Origin of the sequence: Paenibacillus ehimensis NBRC 15659, from assembly GCF_004000785.1 — a bacterium.
GTDB classification, from domain to species: domain Bacteria; phylum Bacillota; class Bacilli; order Paenibacillales; family NBRC-103111; genus Paenibacillus_G; species Paenibacillus_G ehimensis.
This window is the reverse complement of sequence record NZ_BILX01000099.1, coordinates 1-21456: the sequence shown is the minus strand read 5'-3', so window position 1 is coordinate 21456 and position 21456 is coordinate 1. Positions and strand designations below refer to the sequence as shown.

17 protein-coding genes and 1 other annotated feature are annotated in these 21456 nt (G+C 57.6%); of the genes, 2 read left to right on the top strand and 15 right to left on the bottom strand.

From position 1 onward, the window contains the following. Nucleotides 1-273: S-layer homology domain-containing protein (locus PEH01S_RS31135; RefSeq protein WP_164828102.1), on the top strand; the 273-nt coding region annotated here is incomplete at its 5' end. A 95-nt stretch (nucleotides 274-368) separates the two neighbouring features. Here the strand turns inward: PEH01S_RS31135 and PEH01S_RS31130 are convergent. From PEH01S_RS31130 to PEH01S_RS34885, 7 genes are all read right to left on the bottom strand, one after another. Next, nucleotides 369-1694, bottom strand: a complete 1326-nt coding sequence (locus tag PEH01S_RS31130; protein WP_127490087.1) for a hypothetical protein — start codon at nucleotides 1692-1694, stop codon at nucleotides 369-371. Between the two features lie 219 nt (nucleotides 1695-1913). Beyond that, nucleotides 1914-3293: a UDP-N-acetylmuramate--L-alanine ligase gene (murC, locus tag PEH01S_RS31125; RefSeq protein ID WP_127490086.1), complete on the bottom strand. Its 1380-nt coding sequence runs from the start codon at nucleotides 3291-3293 to the stop codon at nucleotides 1914-1916. An 8-nt stretch (nucleotides 3294-3301) separates the two neighbouring features. Next, nucleotides 3302-4681, bottom strand: coding sequence for a bifunctional folylpolyglutamate synthase/dihydrofolate synthase (locus PEH01S_RS31120; RefSeq protein ID WP_127490085.1), 1380 nt, complete (start codon nucleotides 4679-4681; stop codon nucleotides 3302-3304). A gap of 6 nt (nucleotides 4682-4687) precedes the next feature. Beyond that, the gene (locus PEH01S_RS31115; protein ID WP_127490084.1) at nucleotides 4688-7357 is read right to left on the bottom strand and encodes a valine--tRNA ligase; all 2670 of its coding nucleotides are present in this window, start codon (nucleotides 7355-7357) and stop codon (nucleotides 4688-4690) included. A gap of 125 nt (nucleotides 7358-7482) precedes the next feature. Further along, nucleotides 7483-7735, bottom strand: a binding site (T-box leader). A 119-nt stretch (nucleotides 7736-7854) separates the two neighbouring features. Further along, nucleotides 7855-9207 carry a LysM peptidoglycan-binding domain-containing protein gene (locus PEH01S_RS31110; RefSeq protein WP_127490083.1) on the bottom strand — a complete coding sequence of 451 codons (1353 nt, stop codon included), beginning with the start codon at nucleotides 9205-9207 and terminating at the stop codon, nucleotides 7855-7857. Nucleotides 9208-9358: 151 nt separating this feature from the next. Next, nucleotides 9359-10231 (bottom strand): RluA family pseudouridine synthase, encoded by an 873-nt coding sequence (locus PEH01S_RS31105; protein ID WP_127490082.1) that lies wholly within the window; start codon nucleotides 10229-10231, stop codon nucleotides 9359-9361. Then, nucleotides 10228-10395 (bottom strand): hypothetical protein, encoded by a 168-nt coding sequence (locus PEH01S_RS34885; protein WP_164828101.1) that lies wholly within the window; start codon nucleotides 10393-10395, stop codon nucleotides 10228-10230. The genes PEH01S_RS31105 and PEH01S_RS34885 overlap by 4 nt, the downstream gene beginning before the upstream one ends. Before the next feature lie 202 nt (nucleotides 10396-10597). Here PEH01S_RS34885 and PEH01S_RS31100 point away from each other — a divergent pair, with 202 nt between their 5' ends. Beyond that, nucleotides 10598-12313, top strand: coding sequence for a phosphodiester glycosidase family protein (locus PEH01S_RS31100; protein WP_246063115.1), 1716 nt, complete (start codon nucleotides 10598-10600; stop codon nucleotides 12311-12313). A gap of 83 nt (nucleotides 12314-12396) precedes the next feature. Here PEH01S_RS31100 and hemL read toward each other — a convergent pair whose 3' ends face one another. The 8 genes from hemL to PEH01S_RS31060 all read right to left on the bottom strand — a co-directional run bounded on the left by hemL (nucleotide 12397) and on the right by PEH01S_RS31060 (nucleotide 21436). Beyond that, nucleotides 12397-13698 (bottom strand): glutamate-1-semialdehyde 2,1-aminomutase, encoded by a 1302-nt coding sequence (gene hemL / locus PEH01S_RS31095; protein ID WP_025849643.1) that lies wholly within the window; start codon nucleotides 13696-13698, stop codon nucleotides 12397-12399. 28 nt (nucleotides 13699-13726) lie between these two features. After that, on the bottom strand, nucleotides 13727-15160 hold the full coding sequence (gene hemG / locus PEH01S_RS31090) for a protoporphyrinogen oxidase (RefSeq protein ID WP_036713908.1): 1434 nt from the start codon (nucleotides 15158-15160) through the stop codon (nucleotides 13727-13729). 4 nt (nucleotides 15161-15164) lie between these two features. Then, nucleotides 15165-16109 (bottom strand): ferrochelatase, encoded by a 945-nt coding sequence (gene hemH, locus PEH01S_RS31085; RefSeq protein WP_025849644.1) that lies wholly within the window; start codon nucleotides 16107-16109, stop codon nucleotides 15165-15167. 1 nt (nucleotide 16110) lies between these two features. Beyond that, nucleotides 16111-17184: a uroporphyrinogen decarboxylase gene (gene hemE, locus PEH01S_RS31080; RefSeq protein ID WP_127490080.1), complete on the bottom strand. Its 1074-nt coding sequence runs from the start codon at nucleotides 17182-17184 to the stop codon at nucleotides 16111-16113. A gap of 195 nt (nucleotides 17185-17379) precedes the next feature. Next, entirely contained in the window at nucleotides 17380-18372 is a 993-nt protein-coding gene (gene hemB, locus PEH01S_RS31075) for a porphobilinogen synthase (RefSeq protein WP_025849646.1), read from the bottom strand. Nucleotides 18373-18375: 3 nt separating this feature from the next. Then, entirely contained in the window at nucleotides 18376-19911 is a 1536-nt protein-coding gene (gene cobA, locus PEH01S_RS31070) for a uroporphyrinogen-III C-methyltransferase (protein ID WP_127490079.1), read from the bottom strand. 13 nt (nucleotides 19912-19924) lie between these two features. Next, nucleotides 19925-20860 carry a hydroxymethylbilane synthase gene (hemC, locus tag PEH01S_RS31065; protein WP_127490078.1) on the bottom strand — a complete coding sequence of 312 codons (936 nt, stop codon included), beginning with the start codon at nucleotides 20858-20860 and terminating at the stop codon, nucleotides 19925-19927. Nucleotides 20861-20935: 75 nt separating this feature from the next. Beyond that, nucleotides 20936-21436 carry a precorrin-2 dehydrogenase/sirohydrochlorin ferrochelatase family protein gene (locus tag PEH01S_RS31060; protein ID WP_281281547.1) on the bottom strand — a complete coding sequence of 167 codons (501 nt, stop codon included), beginning with the start codon at nucleotides 21434-21436 and terminating at the stop codon, nucleotides 20936-20938. Nucleotides 21437-21456: the final 20 nt, after the last annotated feature.

Genomic DNA, 21456 nt, shown 5'->3' with positions numbered 1-21456 from the left:
ATGTTTCAGCGGCTGGCGAAGGCGCCGCAGGTTCCGGACGCGCTGCCGCCGTTCCGGGACGTGAAGGCCGGCTTCTGGGCCGCGGAGGCGATCGCCGGCCTCAAGCGGGCCGGCTGGATCCACGGCGTGACGGCGGAGCGCTTCGAGCCGGAAAGGCTCATCACGCGTGCGGAAGCCGCCGCGCTGATGGACCGGTACACGGCGGATGCCAAAACGCCGAAGAAAGCTGCTCCTGAACCGCCATCTTCCGGCCGGACCTCAGCCGGCAGGTGAGCAAGTCCTCAGTACCCAACGGCAAAGCCGTCCGAACCGAAACGCGTTCGGACGGCTCTTTTCGTGCGTCCCCGTACCGGATGTCCGTTTGCGGGTTAAGAAAGCGCAACCGCTTTAAGCAATTCCTTTTCCGCCACGACGTACTGCATCGCAGCCGTTTGCGCTTGCCACAGGAACGCCGAAGACGGATTCTTCTTGTATTCCTCTAGCGATGCGACGGCCGTATTCAAGGAATTGTTCATTTTAGGCAGTGCCTTCTTCCCGGCTTCGCCCAGGCCGTCGCTGACGGCAGAAGCCATCTGGGACCAGCTTTGATGCGTCGTCTTGATCGACTGCAGCGCTTTGTCGTCAAGCGGTTCCGGCTTGACGTCTGCAGCATGAACGGTCGTTTGCGCTGTAATGAGCCTCACAAGCTTATCCCCTTGCGCGATATAATTGGAAAACACATCCGCTTGCTTGCCGTTCCATTGGACTTTCGTTACGGCAGGCAAATCGAGTGTCTTCACAATCACCTCGATGTTTTTTTGCTGATAAGCTTGCGACAACCCTAACGCTTCGTCCCGGGTTCCCGCCATTCCTACATAGACCGGGTGCTTGTCTCCCGCCTCCACGGCTCCCGCCAGCCCTTTCTTGCGAAAATCCGCTGCCGCGGCCTCCGCTCCCTGCGCGCTGCTGAATACCCCGCCTTGCAGAACGGCATACGATTTCGCCGGGATCTGCACCGCCACTCCAATCGCGGAACTGCTCGCCGGAGCTGCCGAATTCGCACCGCCGGGCTTGGCCGCAGCGTCTCCCGTTTTACCGGCCGTCTCTCCTGTGGAAGCCGTCCCGCCGGCCCCCGCCCCCTTCGTGCCTTGCTGGGCTGTCGCCGTGGGGCCCGGAGACGTTGTTTTGCCGGTGTCCGCCCCGCCCGAAAACATCGACAAGACCAGAAAACCGAACGCAACGCCCGTTACAACCGCCCCGGCGACGGAAGCGGCAATTCGTAGCCAAGAGCCGTTGCCCGGGGTTCTCCTGAAATAGGCCGATTCCTCCCGGGCGTAAGGCCGATGCGTTCGCTCATTGCCGCCGGTCAGTTCCGGCCGCTCGACGTAACCCGTTTCCGGATCGAACGACCGGCCGCCGCCCGATTCGCGAATCAATTGTTCTACACGGTGCGTCTCTGTCTCAAAGGAGCTCTGCCAACCGCCGAAATCGGTCGTGTATTCGTTAAGCGCGGGTCCGGTCCACAGCGGTCCTCTTATTTTTCCGTTTTCCCCCGTCGGCTTGTCCGGCTCCTCGCGGGTCTCGTCAGCCCGCTGCTCCACGACGGTATATTCTTCCGAGCGAAGGGGGATAACCTGCGGTCCGCTCCCCGTCTCCTGCCGTATTTGCCGCTGCTCGTCCTTGTGGAAACGAAACGTCATCTTGGTCTTGTTCATTGCGCCAACTCTCCCTTGTCCCATATTCGTATTACTAGACTATGAGAGTCGGTCCGCAAATAGAACCGTGAAAGCGGACAGCCATCTCACGAAGGGAGACGTTGAGCCCGCTACCCCCTTCCCTTCCGGAACGTAAGCGGCAGCGCGGTTCCATGCAAAAAACCCCCGGCTTCGCCGCTCAATAAGAACGGCTTTCCGGAGGTTTATCGTTTCGTACTGCTAAGCTAAGCGTTCCGTCAATGCCTCGGCAAGACCGGCCGCCGCTTTCCATATGTCTCCCGCGCCCATCGTAATGACCAAATCGCCGGGGCGCACCGACTTCAGCAAATAGGTCTGCACCTGCTCCTTGGTCGGGACGTAGCGCACGTTGGCGTTGCTGTTCTGGCGAATCAGCTCTACAAGCTTCGCCGAATCGATGCCTTCGATCTGCTTCTCGCCCGCCGGCGAATAGATGTCGGTAATGATCACTTCGTCCGCCTCTGGAAACGCGCGGCTGAACTGCTCGAACAAAAAGTACGTCCGCGTGTAACGCTGAGGCTGAAAGACGGCGACAATCCGTTTGCCGGTCGCTTTGGCCGCTTGAATCGTCGCTTCGATTTCTGTCGGATGGTGCGCGTAATCATCGATCACCAGAATACCGTTGACTTCTCCAAGCACCTGAAACCGTCGCTTGGCCCCCCGAAACTCGGTAATCGCTTCCGCGATCCGGTCGAAGGACAGCCCCGCTTCCATGCAAGTAATCAGCGTAGCGAGCGCATTGTAGACGTTGTGCTTGCCCGGTACGGACAGATGAATCGTTCCGAGCGCCTCGGCGCCGCGCATGACATCGAAGGATACTTTACGGTCGCCCAGCACGATGTTCCGTGCCGTAAAATCCGCTTCCGCTTCAATCGCATACGTGAGGACCTCGCTGTTCACGCTGGAGATCATTTCTTTCAAGTATTGGTCGTCCAAGCAAACGACGGCCTTGCCGTCCTCTTTCACCTGGCTCAAAAACTGCGCATAGGCTTTTTTCAAATTTTCAAAATTGCCGTCGTAGTTTTCCAAATGATCTGCTTCAATATTATTCACCAAGGCGATGGCAGGCTGGTACTGCAAAAACGAACCGTCACTCTCGTCCGCTTCCGCGACGACCCAATCGCCTTTACCCGCCTTGGCGTTGCTTCCCACGTTCATGATTTCCCCGCCGATGATGAAGGTCGGGTCCAGGCCGCATCGCTCCAGTACAAGCGCAATCATCGACGACGTGGTCGTCTTTCCGTGCGCACCCGCAACCGCGATGCCTTTTTTGGCGTTCATCAGTCTCGCCAGCATTTGCGAACGGTGCAGAATCGGAATGTTCAGTTCCTCCGCCGCCACCATTTCGACATTATCCTTGGCCAAAGCCGTGGAATATACGACGACGTCCGCGCCTTTCACATTTTGCGCCTCATGCCCGATGAACACTTGCGCCCCTTTGGCCGCAAGCTTCTCCGTCAGCTCCTGCTGCGCCAAATCGGATCCCGAAACTTGGTAGCCCATTTCCAGCATCACCTTGGCAATGGCACTCATGCCGTACCCGCCGATGCCGATAAAATGGATATGCTCCGATGTATTCACGCCTGCGTTCACCAGCCTTTTTCAGAATCGGATTGATGCTTGATCCAGGAACGGACGTCCCCTATTAAATATAACGTGCCGGAGACGACAGCCAGGTCGTCCTGTGCCGTCAGGCGCTTAAGCCGCTCCAGGCCCGTCTTCCAATCGGGTTCCACGATCACTTCCACGTCGTGCCTCCCGCACTCCGCCAGAAGCGATTTGGCCAGTCCGGCCAGATCTTCGGCAGCGGCCTTTTTCAGCCAATTCGGCTCGGTTAGGATAAGCGTATCCACTATTGGTAGTATATGCCTCAAATAGCCCGTATGATTCTTGTTCGTCAGCATTCCCATCATAAAATGGAGCCTATTGTACGAATAGGTTTCCTTCAGCGCCGCGGCAAGCGACTCGGCCCCCTCGGGGTTGTGCGCGCCGTCGATCAAAATGCGCGGCTCCTGCGATACCATCTCCAGGCGCCCGGGCCACTGCGCCGCTTTCATGGCACGAAGCAAATCCTCGTCTTCCACGATCAGCGCATAATATTGCCGCAGCACCTCGAGCGTCATTAGCGCTACCGCCGCGTTTTTCAACTGATGCGGACCGTTCATGGAGATGGCGACGTCCGGAATGTCCCGGAACGTGCCGCTAAACCGAAACGTCTGCTCGTTTTCCTTAACCGAGATCGTTTCGTAACGGAATTCCCGGCCTAGCAAATAAAGCGTGCTGTTCTTGGCTTTTGCCGTTTCCTCGACGATCCGGACGACCTCCGGTTGCTCCACGGCGCTTACGACCGGAACGCCGGCTTTGATAATGCCCGCTTTCTCGGCCGCGATTTTCTCCAGCGTATCGCCGAGAAAATCCATATGGTCATGACCGATGTTCGTAATGACGGAGACAAGCGGCGTCACGATATTCGTCGAATCCAACCGTCCGCCGAGCCCCGTTTCCCAGACGACGAAGTCGGGATAAGCGGTGCGGGCAAAATATTCGATCGCGATCACGGTCGAAATCTCGAACATCGATGGCTGACCAAACTCCTGCGCAACCTGATCGACGAGCGGCTTGATTTTATTGATCACCTTCAGCAGGTCTTCGTCCGCGATATTGACCCCGTTAAGACGGATGCGCTCGTTGTAGCTTTCAATGTAAGGCGAGGTAAACGTCCCGACGTCGTAGCCGCATCCGCGGATCACTTCGGTCAAATAGGCGCAAACCGATCCCTTGCCGTTCGTACCCGCGACATGAATAAACTTGAGACGCCGGTGAGGATGGTCGAGCAGCTCCATAAGCCGCTCCATCCGTTCCAGCCCCGGTTTAATTCCCGCCAGAGGAATAAACCGGACAACCCAGTCGATCGCTTCCCGGGCCGTCCGAAACGGCCCTTCGTTAACGCTTAGCTGTGCTTCGCTCATGATGGCTCATCCTCTCAGTTCGGCCAGCCGGGCCGACACTTTATCCCGTTTGTCCGCATAATCGGCGAGCTTGGCTTTCTCCTCGTCGATGACTTTGGCCGGCGCTTTGGCAACGAAGCCTTGGTTGGCCAGCTTTTTCTCGATCCGGTCCACTTCGCCGTGCAGCGTGGCAAGCTCTTTTTCCAGACGCGCTATTTCCTGGGCAATGTCGATCAGCCCCGCAAGCGGCAAGAACAGCTCTGCCCCGGTTACGATGCCTGTCATCGCTTTTTCAGGCGTTGCGAGACCAAGCTCGATGGAAAGCGCTGATGTATTGCAGAAACGCCGCACGTATTCTTCATTGCGCTTCAGAATAGCCAGCGCTTCTTCGCCCGCCGGCTTCACGAGCAGCTCGACCTTTTTGCTCATCGGCACGTTCACTTCCGCCCGAATATTGCGCACCGTCCGGATAATGTCCATCAGCAGCTCCATCTCGCGCACCGCATCCGCCGCTTCAAAGCGCGCCTCGAAGGTCGGCCAGGCCGCCAGCGTGATCGTCTCGCCTTCATGAGGCAGATGCTGCCAAATTTCCTCGCTGATAAACGGCATGAACGGATGAATTAAGCGCTGGGTACGGTCCAGAACGTAGGCCAGAACGGATTTTGCCGTTTTCTTCGCCGTTTCGTCGGTGCCGTACAAGGACAGCTTGCTGAATTCGATATACCAGTCGCACAGATCGTCCCAAATGAAGTTGTACAACAGACGGCCGGTTTCGCCGAATTCGTACGCATCGATCAGTCGGGTGACTTCGCGGACGGTTTCGTTCAGGCGGTGCAAAATCCAGCGGTCGGCCGTACCGAGCTCGCCGCTCAAATCGATATCCGATGCTTGGAAATCGCCCAGGTTCATCAGGACGAAGCGCGAAGCGTTCCAAATTTTATTGGCAAAGTTGCGCGCCTGCTCGACCTTCTCCCAGCGGAAGCGGAGATCCTGTCCCGGCGTGGAGCCGGTGGAAATCATAAAGCGCATGGCATCTGCGCCGTACTTCTCGATCACCTCAAGCGGATCGACGCCGTTGCCGAGCGACTTGGACATTTTGCGTCCTTCCGCGTCGCGAACGAGCCCGTGAATCAGCACGTCTTTGAACGGAATCTGCCCCGTGTATTCGAGCCCGCTGAAAATCATCCGCGCCACCCAGAAATAAATAATATCGTAGCCCGTCACGAGCAGATCGGTCGGGTAATAACGCTTCAGATCTTCCGTCTGCTCCGGCCAGCCGAGCGTAGAGAAAGGCCACAGCGCGGAGCTGAACCAGGTGTCCAGCACATCGTTGTCCTGGGTCAGATGCGTGCCGCCGCAATGCGGGCAAACGGAAGCGTCCTCGCGAGAGACGGTCATTTCGCCGCAATCGCCGCAGTACCAGGCCGGGATGCGGTGTCCCCACCACAGCTGACGGGAAATGCACCAGTCGCGAATGTTTTCGATCCAATGCAAATAAATTTTTTCGAAGCGGTCCGGTACGAAGTTCGCGCCTTGGCCCGACTTCTGCGCTTCAATCGCGCGCTCGGCCAGCGGCTTCATTTTTACGAACCACTGCGTGGACAAGTAAGGCTCCACGACGGCGCCGCTGCGCTCGCTGTGGCCGACCTGATGCACGTGATCCTCGATTTTGATCAGCACGCCCAGCTCCTTCATGTCGGCCACAATCTGCTTGCGGCAGTCGAAGCGGTCCAAGCCTTGATACTTGCCGGCATTTTCGTTCATTTTGCCGGATTCGTCCATCACAAGCACTTGCGGAAGATCATGGCGTCGGCCTACCTCGAAGTCGTTCGGGTCGTGCGCCGGGGTAATTTTCACCGCGCCGCTGCCGAAGTCCTTCTCGACATATTCGTCGCCGACGATCGGAATTTCGCGGCCGATAATCGGAAGCACAAGCGTTTTGCCGATCAGGTGCTTGTAGCGCTCATCCTCCGGATGCACCGCCACGGCCGTATCTCCGAGCATCGTTTCCGGACGGGTGGTTGCCACGACGATGAATTCATCGCTGTCCTTCACCGGATATTTCAAATGATACAGCGCGCCCTGCACCTCTTTGTATTCCACTTCGATGTCGGAAAGCGCGGTACGGGCGGCCGGGTCCCAGTTGATAATATATTTGCCGCGGTAAATCAGTCCTTTTTCGTATAAGCGGACGAATACATCGCGCACCGCCTTGGACAGCCCTTCGTCCAGCGTGAACCGTTCGCGGGAATAATCGAGCGAGAAGCCCATTTTAGCCCACTGCTCACGGATCGTTCCGGCGTAATGCTCCTTCCATTCCCATACCTTTTCCAGAAATTTCTCACGGCCGAGGTCGTACCGCGTTAGCCCTTCCTCGCGGAGCTTCTGCTCCACCTTCGTTTGGGTCGCAATGCCCGCATGGTCGGAGCCTGGCAGCCACAGGGTGTCGTAACCCTGCATCCGCTTGGTTCGCGCCATAATATCCTGCAGCGTAAAATCCAGAGCATGCCCGATATGCAGCATACCGGTAACGTTCGGTGGCGGAATAACCATGGTATACGGCTCCGCATCCTGACGCTGCCCCGCTTTAAAATATTGACCCTTGAGCCAGTAGTCGTACCACTTTTTCTCGGCTTCCTTCGGATCGTAGGTTGTCGGCATGGCCGTTTCCGGCGCCGTTTGTTTGGTTTCTTCCATCACTGCAACCTCCAAGTGTGCATAATTGGGTTTGTTATGGGTTGTTCGCTTTACAGTACCATCGGAGAAATATCAGATATTTCTATGCCGGAGAAATGGCGACAAACAAATAAAAGCCTTCCGCCGCAAAGGACGAAAGGCTCTCGCTTCCGTGGTACCACCTTTATTCCGCCCGTGCTCCGAGAAGCTGGAGGCTTCCCTTCATCCGTGCGGCACTTGAACAGATAACGGCTGTAACCGGCCGAATCTAGAGCTTCCGCTTTCAATTCGACAACTCCGGGGCGACTTCGACAGGTACATCCTGCGGAACCTTCCAGCTCTTGCCGGCTCCGCTCTCTGAAGGGTTCGCTGTCTACTATTCCCTTTCCGCGTTTTTGCTTGCATCTATGCGTACTATGATAAACAATAGTCAGGACAGAGTCAATACAAGTATAACCAAAAAAACCCCCGTCCAAGCCTGTTTTGGCTTGACCGAGGGAATTTTTGTAAAAACGGCTTCATTTCGGAATATACACGATTTGCCCTTCGGAGACTTCATTATCGCCGAGGCGGTTATACAGAGCGATTTCGCGAGGGTTCAGATCGTAGCGCTTGGCGATGGACTCCAGCGTCTCTTCCTTTTGCACGATGCACAGCCGTAGCCTTTTGAATCCCTGCTCTTCGTCTTTGGAAGTGAGCAGCAGGTTTTTCCATTCCACCTTCTCCGCCACGGACTCCGCTTCTTCCCCAAACGTTTCTTCCGGATCGCGCTTTTCCTTTTTGGAAGAGCCGGGACTAAACAAGTTGGACAGCCCGAACGATTTGTAAAGCGGTGCGGGCGCCGTAGGCGGCTCGGGCGTTTTTTTGCTGCCGACACCGACCTTCAGATCTTTATCGGGCGCCACGGTCGGGTTAAGATCGCCGAAGGCTTGGGCGGTTGGGGCTTCCTGCGTTTTTTGCGCTTCCTGCGGCTTTAATGTCTCCGGACCTTTCCCCGTCTCTTGGACGGGCAGCGGAGCCGGATTTACATTCGGCGCTGGCTGCGGGACGTTCTGCTGGGCCGCCTGAAACACATTCGGCGCTGGCTGCGGCACGTTCTGCTGGGCCGCCTGAAACACGTTCGACGCTGGCTGCGGTACATTCTGCTGGGCCGCCTGAAACACGTTCGGCGCTGGCTGCGGTTCGTTCTGCTGGGCCGCCTGAAACACATTCGGCGCTGGCTGCGGTATATTCTGCTGGGCCGCCTGAAACACGTTCGGCGCTGGCTGCGAGACGCTCTGCGCCTGCTGGCCCGTCGGCCACTTGCTCGTAGGCTCCACCTTCTCGCTTCGCAGCTCCCAAGATTCCGTTTCAGCCGAGGCTTGGTCCGACGAATCGAAGAAGCTGGAAACGTCCCCGAACGCCTCATCCGACGCTTCCGCAGGCGTGACCTTATGCGGGTCGCGGGCTTCGTGAACGAACACCACTTCGTTTTCCGTTTCCCGCCAAGCCTCCGTATCCCCATCCGACACAAGCTCCAGACCGGCGAGCGACAGCACTCCCGTAATGTTCAAGCTGCGGGACGACAGCAGATCGACGTCAAAATTTTCGATTTCTACTGCGATATCCTCCATCCGTTGAACCCGGTTCATCGGCAGCGTAATCTCCACCGGTATCAGATGCTCCAACGTCTGATCACTGCGGCCCAACTCGTCGACAAAGGTCCCGGTCAAAAACAGATTGCCGCGGAGCAGGGCTTGGTCCCCTTGCGGAATCACCTGAATATGGGGAACAAGCTCCACTCCCTCCAAGTCTTGAATGCCGATCGCCCCTTCGGACAAATGCACGCGCTCGTAAATGTCGAAGCGTAATCCGTTATGCTGCGTCGTCAATGTAAATCCTCCCTCCGTAATTCCTGCCTTTTCCACAGAATCCCGCATCGGCTCCGGCGAGTTCGAAATTCTGATATAGCCATAAAAAGAAAGATGGCCCTATGCCTTCGTCTCTACAATTTATATGGCTTCAGGGGAAGGAGCATGACTACTATTTTTTCAACCGCTCATTCAGCGCAGCAAAATCCGGGGGCCATGGGGACAGCACTTCGATGCTTTCGCCGCTCCACGGATGGGGAAACGTCAGCCGCTCGCCGTGCAGCGCCTGTCTCTCGATGCCCTCGCTCCGTCCGCCATATAGCGTATCGCCGATCAGCGGATGACCCAGATGGCTTAGATGAACGCGGATTTGATGCGTTCGTCCGGTTTCAAGCCGGAGCCGTACAAGCGTAGCGGAACGGTAAGACTCCACGACCTCGTAACGGGTAACGGCCCGCTCACCCCCGGGAGAAACGCGCCGACGCGTCGCGTGATGCCGGTCCCTGCCGATGGGCGCATCCACACGTCCGCGGTCCGGAGAGAGACGCCCGTGCACCAGGGCTACATAGGTACGCTCCACCTTTTTCTCCCGCATCGCTTCGTCCAATCGGACCTGCGCCCATGGACACTTGGCGATCAGCACCGGACCGGTCGTATCTTCGTCCAGCCGGTGAATGTGCCGGGGCCGGCACGACTGTCCCGTCGACTCCAGATGCCAGCCGACCGCATGGAGCAGCGTTCCGCCCTCCGACTCCCCGGTCGGATGCACCTTCATCCCGGCCGGCTTATCCGCCACGAGGCAAAAATCGTCTTCGAACAATACTTCTATCCCCGTCCATTCCGGCATATATTGCAGCGACTCCTCGGGGAACAGCCGCAGCAAAATGCGGCGTCCCTGGATTTCAATGCCCGAGGCGCTCCGGAGCTTCCTCAGCGTCCGCTCGTCGATCGCATCCGGGAGAAATGCCTTCACTTCCTCTAAACTCGCAGGCTCGGCGCTCGCCGTCCATTCCAGCCATTGGCCTTTGCGGCGCCATGCGGTCATGACAGCCGCCTCTTGGGCTGGCCCGCTTCGGATGCCGCCCGTTTTTTCTGGCGTCCCCATTGCAGCCAAGCCGCCAGGACGATTCCTGCAAACAAAATGAAAAACACGCCCGCCACAACGATCAATTCGAGCGTGGTACCGAATAGGCTGTACCGATTTAACATAACGCTTCCTCCAATGAATGGCTTATGGCCATTCTACCAAATCCTTCCCGGCGAACGCAAAGCGGTACAATGGCAGTTCAGCCGGATCTTACAGTCTAGCGAAAGTTGTTAAATCTTCTTTTTCTATGATAGAATAGCATAGGAAAAAAGCAAAAAAAATCGACACGAATGCTTTAATTCATGCATGGGAGAGGTTAAAACATTGAGCAGTACTCTGCGAACGATACGACAATGGAGTAGTTGGAAAAAGGCACTGTTTTATTTCACGGTGCTGACTTTTTTAACGTCCAGCTTTTTATTTCTGACCTCGCCGGGAGGCAAGATCAGGCAATGGCTCGCGGAAACGGTCATTACGACGCAGCACCGGAGCTGGGCATGGATTTTCGTCGGCGCGGAGCAGCGGGATTTGATGGTCAAGCGATTGCAGGACTTCAACGAGGAAGCCGCACGGGAAAAGCAGGACAGCAGCTTGATCAAAATTCGCAATCGTCAGGCCAAAGCCCGTTCGATCGATGAGCTGATTAAAGTTGAAGATATATCGGGGAAATTTTGGCAGGGCAAGAAAATGTACGTGTTCGATCCAAAGACGATCCGTGTCATGACGCCGCCCAAGTCCGGGGAAGGCGAAAGAATCACCGCGATGGTAAAGCGGACAGGGGCCGTGGCCGGCGTCAATGGCGGCGGTTTCGACGATCCGGAAGGTCTCGGGAACGGATTTGCGGCGTTCGGCGCCATTATCTCCGGCGGCGAGGTCATTTATACGGATCAGGACGGCAGCATTGCGCAGCATATCGTCGGCTTTACGAAGGAAGGGATACTCGTCGTCGGAAAATACAACATTTTCGAGCTTCGCGATATGGGCATCTCGGAAGCCGTCTCATTCCATCCTCGTCTGATCGCCAACGGCAAGCCGCTGATCACAAGCGGCGACGGCGGCTGGGGCCGCGGGCCGCGAACGGCTGTCGGACAAAAAGCGGACGGCACCGTCATATTCATCGTCATCGACGGACGGCAGGCGCACAGCGTAGGAGCTACGCTCAAGGAAGTACAGGATCTTCTGCTGGAAGAAGGCTGCATCAATGCAGGCAACCTGGACGGAGGCGCTTCGTCCGAGCTCGTAGTCGACGGGGAGCTTCTTACCAAGCCATCAAGCCGTTACGGCGAGCGCAGACTGCCTAACGCGTTCCTGGTTTACGACGATCCGACATCGGTTAAAGCGGACCGCGTCTGGGACGGCATCGACAAAATCGATGCGGGCGGTTCTTACGACCACCCCGACTTCCTGCGCGAGCAGGCCGAAAAGCGGGCCAAGCAGCAGCAGAATCCAACACCGCCTGCAAAGACGGATACGGATAAGACAAAGACGAAAACCGATACAAAACCGGAATCAAACAAGCCGGCCGCAAATAAACCGGAAACGAACGAAACGGGCAAGACGGGTACCGGAAAAGGCGAGAGCGCGAAATCCGGCGGCAATGCAGCCAAAGACCCGGGCACCGAGAAGCCTCCGGCTTCCGGTACCGGAAGCAACGGTACGGGAACGGCAGATCCCGGCAAGCCTTCCGGCGGACAGGGCAATACGCCGCCGCCGACGGGCACGGGTAGCGGGTCGGTCACGCCGAACGGCGGCACTTCCGGCCAAAGCGGAACCGGCAGCGGATCTACCGGTTCCGGTTCTACGCAAGGCAGCGGTGCGGCAGGAGGAAGCGGGAACGGTTCTACGGGAACCGTCCCGAACTCCCCTGCCGGAACCTCGGCTCCGGGAACCGGAAGCGGCGCGCCGGCCAAGACGACCGACAAATCGGCTGATACGACTGCACCGGCTCCAACGCAGACGCCAACAACCCAGCAAAATCAAACGCAGACGCCCAGCCAATCGGCTGCGGGAACAACGGCACCGCCGGCCAAAACACCATGATGGTTACATAAATGTGCAGCAGCATTAACAAAAGGACGGCACGTTCCTCTCCTTCGGGAGTGGGCGTGCCGTCCTTTTGTACATTATAACTGCTTGAGCGCTTGGTAATGTGCCTCGATCGTCGCCTCGATATCGTCGTCGGAGTGCGCGGCCGAGACGAACATGCCTTCGAATTGGGAAGGGGGAATGCTGACGCCATAGTCGAGCAGCAATCCAAAATACCGGTTGAATTTATTCAAATCCGATTGTTTGGCCGTTTCGTAATTGGTCACCTGTTGGTCGGTAAAGAACGGGCAGACCATGGAGGCGATCCGGTTGATCGTCATCGGGACACCCAGCTCGCGGGCATTTTGGAGAAATCCCGCTTCCAGGCGGGCGGACTTGCGTTCCAGCTCCTCATAAACGCCGGGTGCTCCCAGCAGCTTAAGCGTCGCATACCCCGCGGCCATCGCTAACGGGTTCCCGGATAAAGTGCCTGCCTGATAAATCGGACCTGACGGGGCAATTCGTTCCATGATCTCCCGTTTGCCTCCGTATGCCCCAACCGGCAGACCCCCGCCGATCACTTTGCCCAGACAGGTAAGATCCGGCGTAATGCCAAACCGTCCTTGCGCACTGTTCAAGCCTACGCGGAAGCCCGTCATCACTTCGTCAAAAATCAGCAGACTGCCGTAGGAAGCCGTGATCTCCCGCAATCCTTCCAAGAAGCCGGGAAGCGGCAGCACGACGCCCATATTCCCGGCGACCGGCTCCACAATAACGGCGGCAATGTCTTCGCCGAAATGCTCGAAAGCCATACGTACCGAATCCAGATCGTTGTACGGCACCGTAATGGTGTTGACCGCTACGCTTTCGGGTACGCCAGGGCTATCCGGCAAGCCAAGGGTGGCAACCCCGGAACCCGCTTTGATCAGCAGCGAGTCCGCATGACCGTGGTAGCATCCTTCGAACTTCAGAATTTTACTTCTTCCCGTATAACCGCGGGCAAGTCGGAGAGCGCTCATCGTCGCTTCCGTTCCGGAGCTGACCATCCGCACGAGCTCGATGGAAGGTATTCTCTCGATGACCAGCTTTGCCATCTCGGTTTCCAGCTCGGTCGGCGCGCCGAAGCTCGTACCGAGCTCCGCCGTCCGTTTTATCGCTTCTACGACCTCCGGGTGGGCATGTCCCATAATGAGCGGGCCCCATGAACCGATATAATCGATGAATTCATTGCCGTCGATATCGAAGACATGCGAGCCGCTCCCTTTATGCATATACAAAGGAGTCAATCCAACCGATTTAAACGCGCGAACCGGACTGTTGACTCCGCCCGGAATGACTTGCTTCGCTTCCTCAAACGCCCGCGCCGAACGCGCATCGGAACGTTTTCGCTGATCGTTCATCCATTCCACTCCTTACCTATTTTGAGGATCACTGCAGCCGCTCCAACAATTCCTTGGCCGCTTCCTTGCCTTGACGAATGCAGTCTGGCAGTCCGACGCCATGAAACGCGCCTCCGGTGACCAGCACACCTGGCATTTTGTCCGCCAGGCTCTGCCGAACCCCGCGAACAAGGTCCAGATGCCCTACCGGATATTGAGGCATGGAATGCATCAGCTTCGTCATTTCCGTAAACAAAGGCTCTGCCGTAATCCCCATAACTTCCTTCAAATCGTGCCGTACTGCGCGGATGATCTCGTCCTCCGACATGTGCTGCCAACGCTCGTCGCCGGAACGTCCGATATAACAGCGCATCAGCACTTTGCCGCTCGGCGCGGTGTGCAGCCACTTTTTGGACGTCCACGTACACGCGGTAATGAACCGTCCTTCCCGTCTCGGGACGAGGAAGCCTGAACCGTCGAGCTCGCGCCCAAGCTCTTTCTCGTCAAAAGCGAGAATCACGTTGGCGACCGACACGTACTCGATCCGGTCCAGCTCCTTAACCTCCGGGACGGACGAGGCGAGCAGCTTGGAGATGCCGTGAGCCGGCAGCGCCACGATAACCCCGTCGGCTTCTTCCACTATATCGTCCTCGCGAATTACGCGGTATCCGCCGTCGGCCTGCTCGATCCGGGCCACTCCGCACTGCTTGACGAACCTCACGTCGTCAAGCGCATCGATTAACCCATGGACGATCGTTTCAAGCCCTTCCTTATAGGAAAGAAACATCGTATTGCGCGCCACCTCGGGGAGCGTACGGCTTTCTTCGCCGCCTGACTTGCGGTTCTTCATCATGCCGAGGATCAAGCTGCGATGCTTCTGTTCAATCGCATGAAACTGCGGGAAGGTCGCCCGCAAGCTCAAATTGTACGTATTGCCGGCATAAATGCCCGCGAGCAGCGGCTCGGCGATCTGACCGAGCACTTCCGCACCCAGCCGGCGCTCCAGGAAATGCCCCAGCGATTCGTCCTCGGGCGACGTCCGTTTGGGCAACACCAAGTCCATTGCCGCCCTGAGCTTGCCTGAAAATGACAACAGACCCGTACGCATGAACGGTCCCATTTGGGTCGGTATGCCGAGCATCAGGCCGGGAGGCATCCGGTGCAGCTTGCCGCCGGACAAAATATACGTTTTCCGGGAGTCCGGGTTCATGCCGGTCAATTGATCCTCCAAGCCCAATTCGCGGGTCAGCTCGACCATCGGAAGCTTGCGGGCCAGAAACGAATCCGGCCCCTTCTCAATGACGAACCCGTCGCGCTTCAGCGTTTGGATTTTGCCGCCAAACGAATCGCTCTTTTCCATGATGGTAATTTTCAAGGGGGCAGCGGACGGCCCCATGCTTTGCTTTAAATAAAAAGCGGCGCTCAAGCCCGTGATCCCGCCGCCAATAATCACCACATGCTTCGGACTTCGGTTCTCCTCCATCGTATCAATCCCTCTCGGTCTGCGCATAGACGACGTCGCTCAGCGTTTCCATATACAGCGGATCGGTATTAAGCGAGCGGGTGCGTTCCAGCCGCAGTCCGAGCTCCCGTGCCGTTTTCTGCGCTTCAATATCGAGATCGTACAGCACTTCCAGATGATCGGATACAAAACCGATCGGACAAATCAGCACATGCTCCGCTTGCTTTTCTTTCTTCACGGTGTGCAGGACGTCAAGAATATCGGGGCCCAGCCAAGGCACGCCGGTCTGCCCGGCGCTCTGCCATCCGAACTGCCAATGGGTGATGCCGCATCTCTCCGCGATCGCTTTGGACGTTTCGAGCAGTTGATCGGGATACGGGTCTTTCATTTCAAGGATTTTCTCGGGCAGGCTGTGCGCCGTAAAAATCACTTTAACCTCGTCCTTGGCCACGCCTTCGAACCGGTTCAAGCCTTCCTCCACCCGCTGTACAAGCGCTTCGATCAGCGCCGGGTGAAGGTGATAGCTCTTCACAAAACGCATCGAAAGCCCCAGCGAATCCGCCTTCTCTTGCGCGCGCTTGATGTAGCCGCCCACGCTCATGACCGAATAATGCGGCGCGAGTACGACGCCGACGGCTTCCGTGATGCCATCCTGCACCATCCGCTCCACACCGTCCTCAATGAACGGAGACGCGTGCTTCAATCCTTGATAGCATACGAACGTCGTATCCGGGTATTTCTCGTTCAGCCGGGCTTCCAGCGCCTGCACCTGCTTATCCGTATTTTCCCGAAGAGGGAAAAAGCCCCCCACAATCGCTTCGTAACGATCCGTCAAATCCTTGAGCTGCTCCGGGGTCGGAGGATTCCCGCGACGAATATGCGTATAATAAGCTTCCACTTGATCAAGACTTTCCGGCGTTCCGTAAGACATCACCAGAACACCGATCCGTTTTTGCTGCGTAACGCTCATGCTATACACCGCTTTCCTGTTTCGTCCAGCCTTGCGCTTTCAGAGCTTGACGAGAATAGTCGTGAATGAAATCCGTCAATTCTTTCAGCTTCTCCAGCGACGCTTCCGGGAACAGTCCGTGACCCAGATTGAAAATATAGCCCGGTTCCCGGATGCCCTCGTCGATAATCGCCTTGGCTTGCGCCTGAATGACGGACATCGGAGCGGTCAATACGTACGGATCGAGATTGCCCTGCACCGCATAGAACGAGCCTACTCTTCTGCGGCCCTCCGAGATCGGAACACGCCAATCGAGACCGATGACATCGGCGTCGATGCCTTGCAGATAAGGGAGCAATTCGCCGGAGCTGACGCCCGGGAAATAAATTTTCGGCTGCTCCAAATGCTTCAGCTCCGCAAAGATACGGCGGATCGTCGGCAGCACATACGTTTTGAAATCAACGGGGGACAACGCGCCGACCCAGCTGTCGAAAAGCTGCACCGCTTTGGCCCCGGAAGCGATTTGCGCTTTCAGATAAGCGATCACCATATCGCCAAGCTTATCCATTAGTTTGAACCATACCTCAGGCTCTCCGTACATTAAGCCTTTCGTGCGGATGTAGCTTTTGGACGGCTTGCCTTCGATCAGGTAGCTTGCGATCGTAAACGGCGCGCCGGCGAACGTAATCAGCGGCACCTTCAGCTCGGCCGCCAAAATCTCGATCGTCCGCAAAATATGCGGTAAATCCTGCTCCACCTGAATCGGCTTCAGCTTGTTCACGTCCGCCGCCGTGCGGATCGGGTTGTCAATGACGGGCCCGATATTTTTAACGATGTCAAAGTCGATGCCGATGGAAGCGACCGGATTCATAATATCCGAATATAAAATCGCCGCATCCACACCCAGCTTTTTGACCGGCATCAACGTGACCTCGGCCGCCAGCTCCGGCTGCTTGCAAATTTCCAGCAAGCTGTATTTCGCTTTAATTTTCCGGTATTCGGGATCGTAACGGCCGGCTTGACGCATGTACCATACGGGCAGCGTTTCGACAGGCTCTTTGCGACAAGCGCGAATTAACGTATCGTTATAACTCATTGGTGCATCCTCTTTTCCGTAAACTCCCATAGTCTACTTCCCATTATGCCCTATTTGAAACGAGGTAACAACGTGTGTCAGGCTACAGTTTCCGACAAAAGTTTGACAGTGCCGCGATGCAAAAGACCGCTCCGCTCCGGGAGAAATGCCGGATAGCGGAACGGTCTTCATCCTAATCGCGTATCGTGGCGGCAGCTAGTTCCGAAGCCAACGAGCGATATCTTTCGCAAAATAAGTAATGATCATGTCGGCGCCAGCCCGCTTAAATCCGGTCATCGTCTCCAGAACGATCGACTTCTCGTCAACCCAGCCCTGCAGGGCGGCAGCCTTAACCAAGGAATATTCCCCGCTGACATTATACGCCACGAGCGGCAGGTTGAAGTTTTCGCGGAGCGCCCGGATGACGTCCATATACGCGAGAGCCGGCTTGACCATCAGCATGTCTGCGCCTTCGGCGACGTCGGATTGCGCTTCGCGCAGCGCTTCCCGCACGTTGGCCGGGTCCATTTGGTACGTTTTGCGGTCGCCGAACTGCGGCGTGGAATGTGCCGCTTCGCGGAACGGACCGTAGAAAGACGACGCATACTTCACGGAATACGACATGATCGGCACCTGCTCGTAGCCGGCTTCATCGAGCCCTTGACGAATCGCGTAGACGAAGCCGTCCATCATGTTCGACGGCGCGATAATGTCGGCGCCGGCTTCGGCCTGTGAAACCGCCGTTTTGACCAGCAGCTCAAGCGACGCATCGTTCAGCACCTCGGCGCTGCCTTTCGCCTCGTCGTAATGAACGACGCCGCAGTGGCCGTGGTCCGTAAACTGGCATAAGCAGGTATCGGCAACAATGAGCAGCTCCGGAGCCCATGTTTTGATTAAACGCGACGCTTGCTGCACAACGCCGTTCGGATCGTAGGCCGAGCTGGCATGCGCGTCCTTCTCGTGCGGAACGCCGAAGAGCACAATGGCCGGTATGCCCAACTCGACGATTTCGCGGATTTCCTCTTCAAGCCGGTCGAGGGAGAAATGGTAGACGCCCGGCATCGAGCTGATTTCTTCCTTAATATTCGCTCCGTGCGTCACAAAAATCGGATAAAGCAGGTCGTTCAGCGTAACCGTATGCTCCCGAACCAAATTCCGAAGAGCAGCCGAGCTGCGCAAACGCCGGTTTCGTACAAGTGGAAAACTCATGGTTTACTCCTCCTTCTCGTATAAGCACCGAACCAGGGAAGCAACGGTCGCTTCCTTGGCCAAATAATCGACTTTAAGTCCCGCTTCCTGCGCGGTAGCCGCCGTTCTCGGACCGATGCAAGCGATTTTGCACCCCTGCAGCAGCTTGAGCGGTTCCGTCTCGCCAAGCTCCTGCAGAGCGCGCAGCAGATTCGTAACCGTTGAGGAGCTGGTAAAAGTAACGATGTGCAGCATGTTCTGCTTCAGCAGCTCGACGATCTCGGAGCCGCCCTCGGTATCCAGCACCGTTTCGTAGATATCGATTTTGGTTACGTTCAAGCCGCGCTCCCGCATTTGTTCGGGCAAATAAGCTCTGGCGATATCCGCCGTCGCAAGCAGCACGTTTTGCCCCGGACGCAGCTCGGGGGCAATGGCCTCCAGCAAAGCGTCGCCGTCGAATTCCGAAGGGACGACCTCCGCGAGCAGTCCGTACTTCGCCAAGGCAGCCGAGGTTTTAGGACCGACCGCCGCCAGACAGGCATTCCCCAATGCCCGAATGTCAAGCCGAAGCTCCCGCAGACGCTCCATAAAAAATTCGACGCCGTTCGCGCTCGTAAACAGGACCCAATCAAAGGTGGAAAGGCGTTGGAGCGCCTCGTCCCGCGCCGCTTGCGCTTCCGGACGGGATGGCGGCCTGGTGCGGATCACCGGAAATTCCACGGCTTCCCCGCCAAGCTCGTCGATTTGCGAGGACAGCTCGCTCGCCTGACTGCGCGCACGGGTCACCAGAATACGCCGGCCGAACAACGGCTTGGTTTCGAACCAAGCCAGCTTCTCGCGCAGCTGGACCACTTCGCCGACAATGGTGACGGCCGGAGATTGGAAGCCTGCCGCTCTTACCTTCTCGGCAATATCGGTTAACGTGCCCGCTAGCGTCTCCTGCTCCATCCACGTACCCCACCGGATCAGGGCGACCGGCGTTTGCGGAGACTTTCCTCCGCGGATCAGCTCCGTGCAGATTTGCTCCAGATTGGCGACGCCCATCAAAAAGATCAACGTGCCTGAGGCTTGCGCCAAATTATCCCAGTTTACTTTAGAGTAGGTTTTATTCTTATATTCATGACCGGTTACGATCGAAAAGGACGAAGTAAAATCGCGGTGCGTCACCGGGATGCCTGCATAAGCGGGTACGGCGATCGCGGACGTGATGCCGGGCACGATCTCGAAGCGGATTCCATGCTCCGCGAGCAGCTCCGCTTCTTCGCCTACGCGCCCGAATACGCTCGGATCTCCGCCCTTGAGCCGGGTCACCGTTTTTCCTTGCAGCGCCAACTCGACGAGCAGGCGGCTGATCTCTTCCTGCTTCATCATATGCTTGTCCGGCAATTTGCCGACAAAAATTTTCTCTGCCCCGGCCTTCATATGTTTGAGCAGACGGGGGCTGGCCAGCCGGTCATAGACAACTACGTCGGCCCGCTGAATCGCTTCTAAGCCTCTCAGCGTAATCAGCTTCGGATCTCCCGGTCCGGCACCGACAAGATAAACGACACCCTTGTTCACAACCGCTTCTCCCCTATTCTTCAGCTAATGCAAGCAGTTCGGCAGCACCTTTCGCAATCAGCGCTTCCGCCAGTCGCAGACCCAATTGCTGCGGATCGTCTCCGGTCATCGTCTCTTTCAGCACCCGCTTGCCGTCCGGCGATCCGACCATACCGGTCAGTACAATCGACGGGCCGCTTCCTTCCGTCAAATGCGCGTGAGCGCCGATGGGCACTTGGCACCCGCCGTTCAGACGGCCCAGAAAGCTGCGCTCTGCGGCTACGGCCACGGCCGTCGGCTCGTGCTTGTACTTCGATAACAGGTCAAGCACGAACTCGTTATCGCCGCGGCATTCGATGCATAATGCGCCTTGTCCGACCGCCGGCAGGCAAAGCTCCGGCGGCAGGTAGGCGCTGATGCGGTCCTGCCAGCCGATTCGGTGCAGTCCGGCGGCGGCGAGCAGGATGGCATCGAAGCCTTCCGTTTCCAGCTTGCGCAGCCGCGAGTCGATATTGCCGCGGATCGACTCAATATGCAAGTCGGGGCGGTAATGCTGCAGCTGGGAAGCACGGCGCAGGCTGCTTGTCCCGACCTTGGCGCCCTGAGGCAAATCGTCGATCCCGCGGCCGTCCCGCGTGATCAAGCAGTCGCGCGGGTCTTCCCGCAGCGGAACGGCGCCGACCACTAGTCCCTCGGGCAGCTCGAAGGGCATATCCTTCATGCTGTGTACCGCGAGATCTATTTCGCCGTCGAGCAGCGCCTGCTCGATTTCTTTCACGAACAAGCCTTTGCCGCCGACCTTTGAAAGCGTGACGTCCAGAATCCGGTCGCCCTTGGTGACGATTTTTTTCAGCTCGAACTCGGCTTCGATGCCGTTACGCTTGCAAAGCTCGCGCAGGTGATCGATCACCTGACCGGTTTGCGTCAAAGCAAGCGCGCTTTGTCTGGTGCCTACTACGATGGTGCGCATGCGTGAAGTCAACCCCTTATCTTCTCCCTGCAAAGTCGGAAGTGCTGTATTCGCTATCGCTATGTAACGCTGTACTCATTCATGTCCCATTTGCCGCGCATATACACGCAGCCAGGCGCCGATCGCTTCGATGCCTGCCGGCGTCGGGTCTTGCAGCACCCGGCGCGCCAGCTTGGCGCGCAGCTCCGCTTGATCCGCCCTGCCGTTTCGAAGCAGCGGCAGCAGCTCCCACTCCAGCATGCCGCGGAACAGCTCCTGCCGTCCGCCCGTTTCGGGGACGGCCTGCTGGACGATGCCGCGCAGCTCGTGGAGCAGCTCTAGGTACGGCGCGTACTCTTCGCCGAACGCTTCCTCCAGCCTGCGGCGCAGCGCCGCGGCTAAGCCCGGGCTTGCGCCTGCGGTGGACACCGCAAGCGTCAACCGTCCCCGCCGGACCGCGGCCGGGACGAGAAAACCGCCGCCGGCCCCGTCGTCGGCCGCGTTCGCGAACTTGCCGAGCGCCTCGGCCTCGGCGCACACCTGCGCGTTCACCGACGCATCGTCGGTGGCCGCGAACACCAGCCGCGCCTCGGCCAGCGCGGGCAGCCCGGGCGCGT